The sequence below is a fragment of the Bacillus sp. TSO22 genome, assembly GCF_020223595.1.
GTDB classification, from domain to species: domain Bacteria; phylum Bacillota; class Bacilli; order Bacillales; family Bacillaceae; genus Bacillus; species Bacillus inaquosorum.
In genome coordinates, this window is record NZ_JAHAWO010000012.1 from 157,500 (window position 1) to 170,718 (window position 13,219).

General features: G+C 45.7%; 14 protein-coding genes and 1 pseudogene. 10 read left to right on the top strand and 5 right to left on the bottom strand.

The window, feature by feature from the left end; genetic code table 11:
• The first annotated feature begins 170 nt into the window (after positions 1 to 170).
• The gene (locus KHQ79_RS14790; RefSeq protein WP_060398319.1) at positions 171 to 1,070 is read left to right on the top strand and encodes an SDR family oxidoreductase; all 900 of its coding nucleotides are present in this window, start codon (positions 171 to 173) and stop codon (positions 1,068 to 1,070) included.
• 45 nt (positions 1,071 to 1,115) lie between these two features.
• Here KHQ79_RS14790 and comK read toward each other — a convergent pair whose 3' ends face one another.
• Positions 1,116 to 1,694: a competence transcription factor ComK gene (gene comK, locus KHQ79_RS14795; protein ID WP_060398318.1), complete on the bottom strand. Its 579-nt coding sequence runs from the start codon at positions 1,692 to 1,694 to the stop codon at positions 1,116 to 1,118.
• A gap of 292 nt (positions 1,695 to 1,986) precedes the next feature.
• Between comK and KHQ79_RS14800 the strand changes: the two genes are divergently transcribed.
• On the top strand, positions 1,987 to 2,220 hold the full coding sequence (locus KHQ79_RS14800; RefSeq protein ID WP_003239440.1) for an IDEAL domain-containing protein: 234 nt from the start codon (positions 1,987 to 1,989) through the stop codon (positions 2,218 to 2,220).
• A gap of 26 nt (positions 2,221 to 2,246) precedes the next feature.
• Here KHQ79_RS14800 and KHQ79_RS14805 read toward each other — a convergent pair whose 3' ends face one another.
• Positions 2,247 to 3,104, bottom strand: coding sequence for an SDR family oxidoreductase (locus KHQ79_RS14805; RefSeq protein ID WP_003239442.1), 858 nt, complete (start codon positions 3,102 to 3,104; stop codon positions 2,247 to 2,249).
• 111 nt (positions 3,105 to 3,215) lie between these two features.
• Here KHQ79_RS14805 and KHQ79_RS14810 point away from each other — a divergent pair, with 111 nt between their 5' ends.
• The 7 genes and pseudogenes from KHQ79_RS14810 (at position 3,216) to phoE (ending at position 10,063) form a co-directional block, all read left to right on the top strand.
• Positions 3,216 to 4,745: an FAD-dependent oxidoreductase gene (locus tag KHQ79_RS14810; protein ID WP_225515815.1), complete on the top strand. Its 1,530-nt coding sequence runs from the start codon at positions 3,216 to 3,218 to the stop codon at positions 4,743 to 4,745.
• A 55-nt stretch (positions 4,746 to 4,800) separates the two neighbouring features.
• Positions 4,801 to 5,427 (top strand): annotated as a pseudogene (locus KHQ79_RS22410) (protoglobin domain-containing protein); the annotation flags it as partial.
• A gap of 240 nt (positions 5,428 to 5,667) precedes the next feature.
• The gene (locus tag KHQ79_RS22415) at positions 5,668 to 6,183 is read left to right on the top strand and encodes a methyl-accepting chemotaxis protein (protein WP_373695039.1); all 516 of its coding nucleotides are present in this window, start codon (positions 5,668 to 5,670) and stop codon (positions 6,181 to 6,183) included.
• Between the two features lie 134 nt (positions 6,184 to 6,317).
• Positions 6,318 to 6,878, top strand: a complete 561-nt coding sequence (locus KHQ79_RS14820; protein ID WP_003239449.1) for a biotin transporter BioY — start codon at positions 6,318 to 6,320, stop codon at positions 6,876 to 6,878.
• A 4-nt stretch (positions 6,879 to 6,882) separates the two neighbouring features.
• Entirely contained in the window at positions 6,883 to 8,322 is a 1,440-nt protein-coding gene (locus KHQ79_RS14825; protein WP_225515817.1) for an acyl-CoA synthetase, read from the top strand.
• Position 8,323: 1 nt separating this feature from the next.
• On the top strand, positions 8,324 to 9,418 hold the full coding sequence (locus tag KHQ79_RS14830; protein WP_225515819.1) for an acetyl-CoA C-acyltransferase: 1,095 nt from the start codon (positions 8,324 to 8,326) through the stop codon (positions 9,416 to 9,418).
• Between the two features lie 63 nt (positions 9,419 to 9,481).
• On the top strand, positions 9,482 to 10,063 hold the full coding sequence (gene phoE, locus KHQ79_RS14835; protein ID WP_003239453.1) for a phosphatase PhoE: 582 nt from the start codon (positions 9,482 to 9,484) through the stop codon (positions 10,061 to 10,063).
• A gap of 31 nt (positions 10,064 to 10,094) precedes the next feature.
• On the opposite strand, the gene KHQ79_RS14840 is transcribed toward phoE, so the two are convergent.
• Positions 10,095 to 11,066 carry an ABC transporter substrate-binding protein gene (locus KHQ79_RS14840; protein WP_003239454.1) on the bottom strand — a complete coding sequence of 324 codons (972 nt, stop codon included), beginning with the start codon at positions 11,064 to 11,066 and terminating at the stop codon, positions 10,095 to 10,097.
• A 169-nt stretch (positions 11,067 to 11,235) separates the two neighbouring features.
• On the opposite strand from KHQ79_RS14840, the gene KHQ79_RS14845 reads away from it, so the two are divergent.
• Complete coding sequence (locus KHQ79_RS14845; protein WP_225515821.1) at positions 11,236 to 11,604, top strand: hypothetical protein; 369 nt, start codon at positions 11,236 to 11,238, stop codon at positions 11,602 to 11,604.
• On the opposite strand, the gene KHQ79_RS14850 is transcribed toward KHQ79_RS14845, so the two are convergent.
• Together KHQ79_RS14850 and KHQ79_RS14855 are read right to left on the bottom strand one after the other, a co-directional pair.
• Positions 11,551 to 12,543 carry an NADPH:quinone oxidoreductase family protein gene (locus KHQ79_RS14850; protein WP_003239455.1) on the bottom strand — a complete coding sequence of 331 codons (993 nt, stop codon included), beginning with the start codon at positions 12,541 to 12,543 and terminating at the stop codon, positions 11,551 to 11,553. The two genes, KHQ79_RS14845 and KHQ79_RS14850, sit on opposite strands and share 54 nt — an antisense overlap.
• Positions 12,544 to 12,614: 71 nt before the next feature.
• Complete coding sequence (locus tag KHQ79_RS14855) at positions 12,615 to 13,064, bottom strand: GNAT family N-acetyltransferase (RefSeq protein WP_225515823.1); 450 nt, start codon at positions 13,062 to 13,064, stop codon at positions 12,615 to 12,617.
• Positions 13,065 to 13,219: the final 155 nt, after the last annotated feature.

Sequence of the window (13,219 nt, forward strand, 5' to 3'; positions counted from 1 at the left end):
TTATAGCTGGATTTTATCATAATTCATCCAGTCCTATTTTACAAGATAAATATGGAAGAAGGGCTGGTTTTTCCTTGTCTTTCAGCGTTCAAACTGCCAAAACATGTTTCTCTCCATATGCTCAGGGGTACACATACGAATGTACACCAAACAGAAAAGGAGCGTTGACGATGTCTGATTCAAATCTTAGCAATCCTTTAACAGCATTTTTTCATGATGAATTTCCTGAACAATATCAAGAACCGCCCGGCCTGCAGCAGAACATGAAGCCGGTGCCGGATTGCGGAGAAAAAAGCTACAAAGGATCGGGTAAACTCACCGGCCGAAAAGCGCTTGTCACCGGCGGCGATTCCGGTATCGGCCGCGCTGCCGCGATTGCTTACGCCCGGGAAGGCGCCGATGTAGCCATTAACTACTTGCCTGCGGAACAGCCTGATGCTGAAGAAGTGAAGGAACTGATAGAAGCAGAAGGGCGAAAAGCAGTGCTGATCCCCGGAGACTTAAGCGACGAACCCTTTTGCCAGGACCTAGTCAAACAGGCGCATCAGGAACTCGGCGGACTGGATGTGTTGGCGCTGGTTGCCGGCAAACAGCAAGCGGTCGAAAACATTGAAGATCTGCCTACTGAACAAATCTATAAAACATTTGAAGTGAACGTCTTTTCCCTTTATTGGGTTGTAAAAGCGGCTCTTCCGTTGTTGCCGGAAGGCGCGTCGATTATTACCACCACCTCAGTAGAAGGCTATAATCCAAGCCCGATGCTGTTAGATTACGCAGCAACGAAAAACGCCATTATCGGCTTTACCGTCGGACTGGGAAAACAGCTGGCTTCCAAAGGCATCAGAGTGAATTCAGTTGCACCTGGGCCAATTTGGACGCCGCTGCAGATTTCCGGCGGACAGCCGACGGAAAACATCCCGAAATTCGGCCAAGGCACGCCGCCATCACCGCTAAACCGCGCTGGACAGCCAGCAGAATTGGCAGATGTTTATGTATTTTTAGCTTCAGAGAATTCAAGCTATGTGACATCCCAGGTATACGGCATCACCGGCGGAATTCCGACGGCCTAAAGCAGGAGAAGGAGCTGCCCTGTTCGGTCAGCTCCTTTCTATTTTCTAATACCGCTCCCCGAGCTCACGCAAAATAAAATCATAAATCATCTTCGTCCGCTCTTCCTTCGGGTACAGCATAAATTCCTGCCTTTTCGGCACGCGGTGTTCGATTCTGTCCTGGAATTTGGTTCTGAGCCATGCTGTCCGGTAAACCTGGTTTTCGAACGAATTGCAGGAGATCGGCAGCTCCATCGTTTTGCCGTTCGAAAACGTCACTTCCGTATCGTCGAATTCAGTCGGTTTGAATTCTTTCACATGCACATGGGAAATCCAGCCGCATTGGGGTCTTGTCGAAGAAAGTGTAGGGAATAAAAAGATTTGGTTCGAAGGGTCCACCATGATCGGCGGTTTGTGTGAAATTTTTGTCACTTCATAAGTTCCCGCTTTTCTTCCCGCATAGCTTGATCCGAAAAACCGGCAGCTTCTATCGACAATTTGCAGCGGCTTCATGCTGACGTAAAACACGCAGTCTTTTTCAATAATTTTGGAATAGATTTTGCCGTCGATTTCTTCTGGCAGCACGGCAATTGTTGCGTTGTTTACTTCATACGATTCTAAAGGTGCGTCAGTTTTCTGACTCATATTATGGCCTCCATCCTTTTTCTGCAAAATTTATACTAATAATCTATCATCTGTTTTTATAAAACGACAGGTTTTTTTAACAAATAAGCTAAAATCATCTTTTAATGATACTTATTGGTACTAAATAACTAGTAATAAACCGATTTTACCTTCTTATGATCTTCCGGTTTACGGCATTTTGCAGGATATGTCGATAGATTGCCAAGTATTAGTTGTCTAAAAATTATAAAAATTTATTGATTTTTTCGACTTATATCCATATACTATAAAAAAGGCATTGGGGGGATTCTTTATGAAAGAGAAAAAATCGTACACTGAGCTCATGAAGTCCCGCAACACGCAAAAAACAAAAGAATTTGATGTCACAATGACGGATGTCTACATTCAAATGGTGCTCGATGAATCCTTGTATAAGCGTCGGCTTGCCATGCTGACGGACCAAATCAACAAAGCCTTGGACGAAAAAGATAAAGATGCGTTTCTTACGCTCTCTAAAGAATATGCAGCGCTCAAGCAGAGCGAATAAGCCAATCCTCAAGGATTGGCTTTTTATTACCCATTTACAATTGTTCCGCCATTAACGTGAATCGTCTGTCCTGTGACATATGTGGAATCGTCACTGGCAAGGTATAAATAGCTTGGCGCCACTTCCACCGGCTGTCCCGGGCGTTCCATCGGCACATCTGACCCAAACACTTCCACATCCTTTGCGGCAAAGCTGGCCGGGATAAGCGGTGTCCAAATGGGGCCCGGCGCTACTGCATTGACCCGTATGCCCTGCTGAACAAGCGACTGGGAAAGTGATCTTGTAAACGTAACGATCGCTCCTTTTGTCGCTGAGTAATCGATCAGCGTTTTATTCCCTTTATAGGCGGTAATTGAAGCGGTATTAATGATAGAGCTTCCCTTTTTTAAATGAGGCAGCACCGCCTTTGTTAAGTAAAACATGGAGAAAATGTTCGTTTGAAAAGTTCTGATCAGCTGGTGGCTTGTGATTTTTTCAATGCCGGGCTGGACATGCTGCTCAGCTGCATTGTTAACCAATATATCAATCGACGGAAATGCTTGGCTTGCCTGCATGACCACATTATTGCAAAACGCTTCATCTCCGACATCTCCTGCAATCAGCAGGCATTTTACCCCTTCCTTTTCTACATACTGCTTTGTTTCCTCGGCGTCCTGATGCTCATTCAAATATACAATGACCACATTAGCCCCTTCTTTTGCGAATAACACCGATACAGCACGTCCGATCCCGCTGTCTCCTCCAGTAATAATAGCGGTTTTGCCCTCTAATTTTTTCGCTTTCTTCGGCTTATCAAAAACCGGACGGGGATCCATGAGATATTCAAAGCCCGGCTGCTGGTTCTGATGCTGAGGCGGCAATGTTTTCTTTTTTTGATTCGCCAATGAAATCACTCCTTTTCAACCCTACTATGTTATGAACAATGCCTGCTTCCTATGTATGAAAAGATAGAATATGGAAAAATTAAGAATAAATCTGATTGGAGGTATAATGGCTTGGCTAATCCATATTTTGCAAAGGAAGCACCCGAAACATACTGGAAAACATCGACTGACCTGCCTTCTTTTCCGGCACTTCAAGAGGATACTGAATGTGACGTCACCATTATCGGAGGCGGAATTACGGGAATCACAACGGCGTATGAACTCACGAAGAGAGGCTTCCGTGTCGTATTGATTGAAGCAAATCAGGTTCTCAACGGCACCACTGCCCATACAACTGCTAAAATTACCGCACAGCATGACATGATATACGATGAATTTATCCGCAATTTCGGATTGAACCACGCGAGGCTTTATTATGAAGCAAATCAAAACGCAGTTGATTACATAAAAGAAATTGTCGATGAACATCAAATTGATTGTGAATGGATCGAACAAGATGCATATCTGTACACAGCAAATGAAAACGCTGTGCAAAAAATCCGCACTGAGCATGAGGCATATACAAAGCTTGGAATTGAAAGAGACCTTATCAAGGATCTTCCGATTCCCTTAGGTTCTAAGCTGGCGCTTGTCATGAAAAATCAAGCCCAATTTCACCCGCTTCAATACTTAAAAGCGCTTCTGGAGCAGATTGTTCAAAAAGGCGGACGGATTTATGAAGAGACCGTCGCGCTTGATATCAAAAAAGGAGAAAGGCCTGAAGTGGTAACCAAAAGCCGGCACGCCATTAAGAGCCGCTTTATCATATGCTGTTCCCACTTCCCTTTTTATGACGGAGGCGGATTGTATTCGGCAAGAATGTACTCTGACAGATCCTATGTCCTCGCCATCAAGCCAAAGATCGAATATCCCGAGGGCATGTATTTGAGTATCGATCAGCCGTCAGTGGCGCTCCGCTATACCATTGTAAACGGAGAAAAGCTGATTCTCTTCAGCGGAGTAAGCCATAAAACCGGCCAAGGAAAAGACATGTCGACACATTACGAAACACTGAGACAAATGGCTGAAAACACCATCGGCATCGAAAGCATCCCATATTATTGGTCCACCCAAGACCTTGTGACAATTGACAAAATTCCGTTTATCGGGCCTATGTCGGAAAATGAGGACAATATTCTTGTAGCGACCGGATTTAAAAAATGGGGCATGACGTCATCAGCTGTCGCGGCCGCTCTATTGTCAGACCTTGTGGAGAAAAAAGACAATCCATACGAAAGCATTTTCACGCCGTCCCGTTTCCATCTGAACCCCGGACTGCAGAAAGTGATTTCTTACAATGCCGATGTCGCCAAGCATTTCATTAAAGGCAAGCTTGAAAAGCCTGAAGTCGAATTTGAAGAGATCGCGCCGGGTGAAGGAAAAGCCGTCACCATTAACGGCAGACGTGCGGGAGCATTCAGAGATGAAACAGGCTGCCTACATCTCGTCGATACGACGTGCACCCATTTAGGCTGCGAGGTCGAGTGGAACGACGGCGAGCATACGTGGGATTGCCCGTGCCATGGGTCACGCTTTAAGCCAACCGGAGAAGTTGTGGAGGGCCCAGCCATCAAACCATTAAAACAAATAGACCTTGATTAAACCGTTCATTTTAATGAACGGTTTTTATAAATATTTTTCATCTGCAGCTTCATTCATGTTCCCCTTGACCGATAAAAAAGAAAAAGGCTTAAAAAGCCAAAAAGTAAAAATTATATTTTTCCCAAGGGGGATCACTGTATTGTTATTTAAAAAAGATAGAAAACAAGAAACAGCTTATTTTTCTGATTCAAACGGACAGCAAAAAAACCGCATTCAGCTCACAAACAAACATGCAGATGTCAAAAAACAGCTCAAAATGGTCAGATTAGGAGATGGCGAGCTCTACGTTTTAGAGCAGCTTCAGCCATTAATTCAAGAAAACATCGTATACATCGTCGATGCGTTTTATAAAAACCTTGACCACGAAAGCTCATTGATGGATATCATTAATGACCACAGCTCAGTTGACCGCTTAAAACAAACGTTAAAACGGCATATTCAGGAAATGTTTGCAGGCGTTATCGATGATGAATTCATTGAAAAGCGAAACAAAATCGCCTCCATTCATTTAAGAATCGGCCTCCTGCCAAAATGGTACATGGGCGCGTTTCAAGAATTGCTTCTGTCCATGATTGACATTTACGAGACATCTATTACAGATCACCAAGAACTGCTGAAAGCTATTAAAGCGACAACTAAAATCTTGAACTTAGAACAGCAGCTTGTCCTTGAAGCGTTTCAAAGCGAGTACAACCAAACCCGCGATGAACAAGAGGAAAAGAAAAACCTTCTTCATCAGAAAATTCAAGAAACCTCCGGGTCGATTGCCAATCTGTTTTCAGAAACGAGCAGATCTGTTCAAGAGCTTGTGGACAAATCTGAAGGCATTTCCGAAGCATCCAAAGCCGGCACAGTGACATCCAGTACTGTTGAAGAAAAGTCTATCGGCGGGAAAAAAGAGCTTGAAATCCAGCAAAAACAGATGAACAAAATTGACACAAGCCTTGTCCAAATCGAAAAGGAAATGGTCAAGCTGGATGAAATCGCACAGCAAATTGAAAAAATCTTCGGTATCGTCACAGGCATTGCTGAACAAACAAACCTCCTCTCGCTCAATGCTTCTATTGAATCTGCTCGCGCCGGCGAACACGGCAAAGGCTTCGCCGTAGTGGCAAACGAAGTGCGTAAGCTTTCTGAGGACACGAAAAAAACCGTCTCTACCGTGTCTGAGCTTGTGAACAATACGAATACACAAATCAACATCGTCTCAAAGCATATCAAAGACGTGAATGGGCTAGTCAGCGAGAGCAAAGAAAAAATGACACAAATTAACCGCTTATTCGATGAAATCGTCCACAGCATGAAAATCAGCAAAGAGCAATCAGGCAAAATCGACGTCGATTTGCAGGCCTTTCTTGGAGGGCTTCAGGAAGTCAGCCGCGCCGTTTCTCACGTGGCAGCATCTGTTGATTCGCTTGTCATTCTGACAGAAGAATAAACATCAAAAACCGGCCTGCCATGCAGCCGGTTTTTTCACGTTTATTATGTTAACTAAAATTAAAATTAAGTTGACATACTAATTGTCTGCATTTATTGTATAACCATATTTTATTACTGTTTGGAGGATTTCACATGCTGAGATTAATAGACATGATGCATATTGCCATTTTTACCGCACTAATGGCAGTGCTTGGCTTTATGCCCCCTCTCTTCTTATCTTTTACACCCGTTCCGATTACATTACAAACGCTTGGTGTGATGCTGGCAGGCAGCATCCTCAAGCCTAAGTCTGCTTTCTTAAGCCAGCTTGTCTTTTTGCTGCTCGTTGCCTTCGGAGCGCCGCTTTTGCCCGGCGGACGAGGCGGGTTTGGCGTTTTTTTCGGGCCGAGCGCGGGCTTTTTGATCGCTTATCCCTTCGCCTCATGGCTGATCAGTTTAGCTATTTCCAGACTGCGAAAGGTGACTGTATTGCGTCTCTTTTTCACTCATATTGTATTCGGCATCATCTTTATTTATCTGCTCGGTATACCAGTACAAGCTTTTATCATGCATATTGATTTGTCACAGGCCGCCTTCATGAGCCTTGCATATGTGCCTGGTGATTTGATAAAAGCAGCGGTATCTGCGTTTCTGGCCATTAAAATCACCCAAGCCTTGTCTCTTTCTGATACGATATTTACGAAAGGAGGCTGATTTTATGACAATTACTCATACCTATTCATCTATTGCCGAAAAATCGCCCGGGCGTGTGGCGATCCATACTGAATCGGAGCAAATCACGTACCAGGATTGGGCTCGTCTTGTCTCTCAAACCGCAAATTGGCTGCGGTCGCTGCCGAGCATGCCGAAGCGTGTGGCGATTCTGCTCCCGAACAGCCTGGCGTTTTTACAGCTGTTTGCCGGAGCTGCAGCGGCGGGATGCACGGCTGTTCCCATCGACACACGCTGGAGCGCGGCTGAATGCAAGGAGCGGCTGTCCATAAGCAATGCGGATCTTGTGGTTACTTTAGCCTTTTTCAAAAACAAACTGACAGATAGCCAGACACCTGTTGTTTTGCTTGATAACTGTATGGCAGATATTTCTGAGGCATCCGCTGATCCCGTGCCTACCATTGATCCGGAGCACCCTTTTTATATGGGATTTACGTCGGGCTCGACAGGAAAACCGAAGGCCTTCACGCGATCTCACCGCTCATGGATGGAGAGCTTTACGTGTACGGAAACAGATTTTTCGATTTCATCAGATGATAAGGTTCTGATTCCCGGGACGTTAATGTCCTCTCACTTCCTATATGGGGCTGTCAGCACCTTGTTTCTAGGAGGAACCGTTTGTTTACTGAAAAAGTTCTCCCCTGCTCAAACGAAGGAATGGCTGAGCCATGAATCAGTCAGCGTTCTCTATACCGTACCGACGATGACAGACGCCATTGCCCGGATTGAGGGTTTTCCCGACAGTCCTGTCAAAATCATTTCATCGGGTGCAGACTGGCCGGCAGAATCTAAGAAAAAGCTGGCCGCAAAATGGCCTCATCTCAAGCTATACGATTTTTACGGCACATCAGAGCTTAGCTTTGTGACATATTCCTCACCGGAAGATAGCAAACGGAAGCCGCATTCAGCCGGCCGCCCTTTTCACAACGTCCAGATTGAAATCCGCAGCGCTGCGGGAGAACGCTGTCAGCCCGGAGAAATCGGGAAAATATTTGTCAAAAGCCCGATGCGGTTTTCCGGCTATGTCAACGGCAGCGCACCAGATGAATCCGGCTGGATGACAGTGGATGATATGGGCTGTGTCGATGAGGATGGCTTTCTATACATATCAGGAAGAGAAAACGGGATGATCGTGTACGGAGGATTAAATATTTTCCCAGAAGAGGTTGAACGTGTGCTTCTCTCCTGTCCAGAGGTTGAAAACGCAGCAGTCGTTGGAATCCCTGACGAGTATTGGGGAGAAATCGCTGTAGCTGTCATTCACGGAAACACTGATGCCAGAAAGCTGAAAGCTTTGTGCAAACAGAAACTGGCATCCTACAAAATCCCGAAAAAATGGGTGTTTACAGACTGCTTGCCGGAAACGAGCAGCGGAAAAATCGCCCGTTCCAGCGTGAGGAAATGGCTAGAAGAGGGTGCAGTGTAACTTGAATGCGGTTATTGTTGATGCAAAACGAACGATCTTTGGAAAACAAAACGGGCTGCTGAACCACTTTCTCCCGGAGGATTTGGCGGCTCCTATCATCAGCTGTCTCAGCCGAAAGCTAGAGAATCAAATCAACGAGGTGATTCTCGGAAACGCGACCGGCAGAGGCGGCAATCTCGCCAGGCTGTCAGCTCTGCAAGCCGGACTGCCTTTATCGGTTCCCGGGATGACGATTGACAGACAGTGCGGCTCCGGCCTTGAAGCTGTACGCTATGCCTGCAGTCTCATTCAAGCGGGAGCCGGCACGATGTATATCGCGGGTGGCTCAGAAAGCAGCAGCCAATCGCCCTTTTCAGAGCGGGCCCGGTTTTCTCCAGATGCGATCGGTGATCCTGACATGGGCATAGCAGCAGAATATACGGCAGCACGCTATTCCATCAGCAGAAAAAAGCAGGATGAATATGCGCTTCTCAGCCATCAACGCAGCAGAAGCGCGCATGATGGCGGATATTACCTTGAAGAAATTGTTCCTCTCGGGGAATTGGAAACGGACGAAGCATTTCTGAAAAAGCGGCCGATAGAAGCAATGATTCCCCGTGCAAAGCCGGTTTTCGACACCAGCTCCGGAACGGTTACAGCAGCCAACAGCAGCGGCATATCAGACGGAGCGGCCGCTCTCCTTGTAATGGAAGAAGAAAAAGCGGCAGCCCTAGGGCTTAAGCCAGTGCTCCGGTTTATCGGCAGCGCCGTCAGCGGGATTCACCCAAACTATCCGCCCGCTGCACCGGTTGATGCGATCCGTAATCTCTTAATCACACACAATTTAACACCTGATGATATCGATTTATATGAAATCAATGAAGCCTTTGCCGTCAAAATTTGTGTCTGCTCTCAAGAACTCGGCATCCCCTTTTCAAAAATCAATGTGCGCGGCGGCGCGTTAGCTCTCGGCCATCCGTACGGCGCATCAGGGGCAGCTCTGGTAACTAGATTGTTTTATGAAGCGCAAAGACGGACAGACTGTCAATATGCCGTTGCTGCTATCGGAAGCGGCGGCGGAATCGGGCTGGCTTTATTATTTGAAATTATGGCATAGGCTTTTTCATAGGATGCTGATTTAGTATAATAGCGATATGACCAAAGTCAGGAAGGGGATTTTATGACAGCCGTTTGCTTAGTAAGACATGGAGAAACCGATTGGAACCTGCAGCAAAAATGCCAAGGCAAAACCGATATCCCGCTGAACGCGACAGGTGAACGCCAAGCGAGAGAAACCGGAGAATACGTAAAGGATTTTTCTTGGGATGTCATTGTAACGAGCCCGCTGAAAAGAGCGAAAAGAACCGCGGAAATCATTAATGAATATCTGCATCTTCCAATTGTCGAAATGGATGACTTTAAGGAACGCGATTACGGCGATGCGGAGGGCATGCAACTGGAAGAACGGACAAAGCGATATCCGGATAAAAACTATCCGAATATGGAAACGCTGGAAGAGCTCACTGACAGGCTGATGGGCGGTTTGGTAAAAGTGAATCAGGCGTATCCAAACCAAAAGGTGCTGATCGTCGCGCACGGCGCAGCGATTCACGCACTGCTGACGGAAATTTCCGGCGGTGACCCAGAGCTACAAAGCACTCGCCTTGTCAACGCCTGCCTCAGTAACATTGAATTTGCAGAAGAGAAATGGCGAATTAAAGACTATAATATCAACAGCCACTTATCCGGCTTTATCAAATAAGAAAAAGACAGGCATTCGCCTGTCTTTTCTTTTATTTCTTCTCAGCTGGCATCTCTTGCTGAAGCTCATCCAAAATAGCATTCGCCCCGTCGACACTGCGGCGCAGAGACCATACTGCGCGGTCCACGTGGTACACATGTCCGTTTTTTACTGCCTTCAGCTTCTTCCACAGCACATTCTTTTCGATCGGGCGTTTGCCGTCCGCATCGATGTCATCTGTTTTGCCTGTCATCAGGATGATCACATCCGGATCTGTTTTCAGCAGCTGCTCAAGTGTCATTTTCATGTTCACTGAGTCGCCGCCATTGCCTGATTCGCTGTTATCTGACGTGCTGATTGCATATTGATAGCCAACCTGTGTTAAAAGTCTTGATGTAAAGAAATTTTCATCTCTGGCCATAATCGTATCGTTTGTATTTCCAATTAAAAGCACGGACGCACTGTTAGCACTGATTTTTCGCTTTGTCTCATTAAGCTTTTCTTCATGCGCCGTCAGCTTTTTCTCCATTTCCTGCTCCTTGCCGACTGCTTTTGCAATCGTAAGTGAAGCGTCAATTGTATCCTGATAATCCGCGTTTAAATTATCAAGCGCAATCGTCGGTGCGATTTTTTTGAGCTGATCGTATACCTTTTTATGCCGGGTCGTGTCAGCAATAATTAAATCGGGTTTTAATGAAGCGATTTTTTCCATGCTTGGCTGTGAGCGGGTGCCGACAGATGTGTAGCCGTCAATTTTCTTCAGCACATCCTTGTTGATCAGCTGCTTCGCTTTATTATCATCGGCAACCCCGACAGGTGTAATGCCAAGATCAAGCAGCGTGTCGATAAAACCCAGCTCAAGAACAACAACCTGCTTCGGATGCTTAGGCACATTTGTCTTCCCTAAATCATGTGTTACCGCCACTTTATTTTCTTTGCTGTTTTGATTGCCGCTTGAAGACGAGCAGGCAGCCGTTAAGACAGAAAGAAGTAAAACTGTAAGAATAATCAGTGTTTTCTTCATGCGCTTTAGTCTCTCCTGTATGTAGTTTCTAAGAGTAAGATGTCCAAGAGATAGTATAACACGGAATGAGAATCATTATCACTAATTATTTTTAAAATGAGAAGAGAAAGTCCGGCTTACAGGAAAAACATATCTCACTGTAACTAATAGGAAGAGAGGAGGAAATGGTATGGATAAAAATCAAATAGGTTTCTTAAAGGAAAAGGAATGGTTAAAAACGGACATGCTTTCAAGTGATACGGAAGCATTGAATCAACATCTGGCTGATGACCTTATTTTTGTTAAACAAGCATTGATGTTTTGGATCAGCGCATCGGAACGCATTTTGAAGGTGAATTTACTTACACACGCGAGCGGCAAAACAAGAATGGCAAATGGCAGATTGTTTGGGGACACAGCAGTTCATCAGCTTAATACCTTGTACATATTCTTGAAAATACAAAAGCTTGCAGAAAAACATAGTTTTCTCTGCAAGCTGGGCCTGTTAAAGCTTCACAATGATTCTTCCTTGAATGCGATTTTGCAAAATATCTTTTAACGCAGCCGGCGCTTCTGCCAATGGTACTTCCCTATCCACGATTGTCAGCAGCTGATCAGGCTTGAGATCGGAAGACATGCGCTCCCAAACAGCGGCTCTGACATCCATCGGACAGTACACTGAGTCGATTCCTAGCAGGCTGACCCCGCGAAGAATAAACGGATACACCGTTGCAGGAACCTCTCCCCCGCCCGTTAAGCCGCTCACCGCGACAGCTCCGCCATATTGGATTTTGCTTAAAAGCGAGGCAAGCTGTTTTCCGCCGACTGGATCAACCGCTCCCTGCCATTGCTGCTTGGACAGCGCCTTAAGCGTTCCGTCATAGACATCTTCCCTGCTGATCACTTCGCTTGCACCGAGCTGCTTCAAATAATCAGCCGCCTCCTGGTTTCCGGTGCTTGCCACCACTTCATAGCCCCGCTTGTTCAGCATCGATACAGCAATTCCGCCGACACCGCCGGTTGCTCCTGTGACAAGTACGCTCCCTTTTTCCGGAGACAGGCCGTTCTGTTCAAGCCGGTGCACCGATAACGCCGCTGTAAATCCAGCCGTTCCGTACACCATCGCTTCTTTTAAAGTAAGATTTGTTGGCAAAGGCACCAGCCAGTCACCAGGCACTGAAGCATATTCACTTAATCCGCCATCGCGGGAGACACCGAGCTCATAACTTGTTGCAATCACTTCATCTCCCTCGGCAAAACGCGGATCATTGGAAGAGACAACCGTACCCGCAGCATCAATGCCTAAAATAAGCGGATACTCTCTGACGATATTTCCGCCTGCTTTTCCTGCCAGGCCATCTTTATAATTGATGCCGGAATAAGCAATTTTAATCAGGACGCCATCTTTCGGCAAATCCTCTGTTGACATGGTTTTTACATTGACTGAAACATCATCGGCATTTTTTTCTGCCAGCAATGCTTGAAATAACGTTGACATTCGGCACACTCCTTTTCGTTTCTATCGTAACCGAAGAACGTTCAAAAAACCAAATCATCAAGCTTCCATTTTCACTTCGCTGGCACACTGAGACGATAATGGACAAATGCAGTATCCTCTTCATAGCCGTTTTGCTCATATAAGCTTCTTGCTGTCAGGTTGTGGTGTTCAGTCTGGAGCGATAAACGACTTGCCCCGTTTTCCGCAGCATAATCCTTTGCGGCAGACAGCAGCTGCCCGCCAGCTCCCTTTGTTCGCGAATGAGGAGCGACAAATAAGTCATTTAATATGTAGATTCTTTTCATTGACACAGAAGAAAACGTTGGATAGAGCTGGGTAAAACCTATGAATTCTCCATTTTCTTCAGCTATCAAAATAATAGACTCGTGATTTTCCAGACGCGCTTTCAAAAAAGCCTCTGCCCCTTTCAGATCGGACGCCTGCTTATAAAATTCCCGATACTCGTTAAATAACGGCGCGATGGCTGCTGCATCTGATGTCTTTGCTTGGCGAATGTTCATCTCATTTCTTCCTCCCTCTCTATAATCGTTTCATTTTAACTTTAATAGAATTTTCTGTAAAGTTTATTTTTCAGAATACTTTTATCAGCATACATAGAAAAAATATCACGATAATATCCATTGATCTCACGGAAACATATGCAGGTCATTTGAAG

What these genes read in the sequence shown, in the direction of transcription:
- KHQ79_RS14790 (WP_060398319.1), top strand. Translation starts at nt 171, where the DNA reads ATGTCTGATTCAAATCTTAGCAATCCTTTAACAGCATTTTTTCATGAT.
- comK (WP_060398318.1), bottom strand. Translation starts at nt 1,694, where the DNA reads ATGAGTCAGAAAACTGACGCACCTTTAGAATCGTATGAAGTAAACAAC.
- KHQ79_RS14800 (WP_003239440.1), top strand. Translation starts at nt 1,987, where the DNA reads ATGAAAGAGAAAAAATCGTACACTGAGCTCATGAAGTCCCGCAACACG.
- KHQ79_RS22415 (WP_373695039.1), top strand. Translation starts at nt 5,668, where the DNA reads ATGAACAAAATTGACACAAGCCTTGTCCAAATCGAAAAGGAAATGGTC.
- KHQ79_RS14820 (WP_003239449.1), top strand. Translation starts at nt 6,318, where the DNA reads ATGCTGAGATTAATAGACATGATGCATATTGCCATTTTTACCGCACTA.
- KHQ79_RS14825 (WP_225515817.1), top strand. Translation starts at nt 6,883, where the DNA reads ATGACAATTACTCATACCTATTCATCTATTGCCGAAAAATCGCCCGGG.
- phoE (WP_003239453.1), top strand. Translation starts at nt 9,482, where the DNA reads ATGACAGCCGTTTGCTTAGTAAGACATGGAGAAACCGATTGGAACCTG.
- KHQ79_RS14840 (WP_003239454.1), bottom strand. Translation starts at nt 11,066, where the DNA reads ATGAAGAAAACACTGATTATTCTTACAGTTTTACTTCTTTCTGTCTTA.
- KHQ79_RS14845 (WP_225515821.1), top strand. Translation starts at nt 11,236, where the DNA reads ATGGATAAAAATCAAATAGGTTTCTTAAAGGAAAAGGAATGGTTAAAA.
- KHQ79_RS14850 (WP_003239455.1), bottom strand. Translation starts at nt 12,543, where the DNA reads ATGTCAACGTTATTTCAAGCATTGCTGGCAGAAAAAAATGCCGATGAT.
- KHQ79_RS14855 (WP_225515823.1), bottom strand. Translation starts at nt 13,064, where the DNA reads ATGAACATTCGCCAAGCAAAGACATCAGATGCAGCAGCCATCGCGCCG.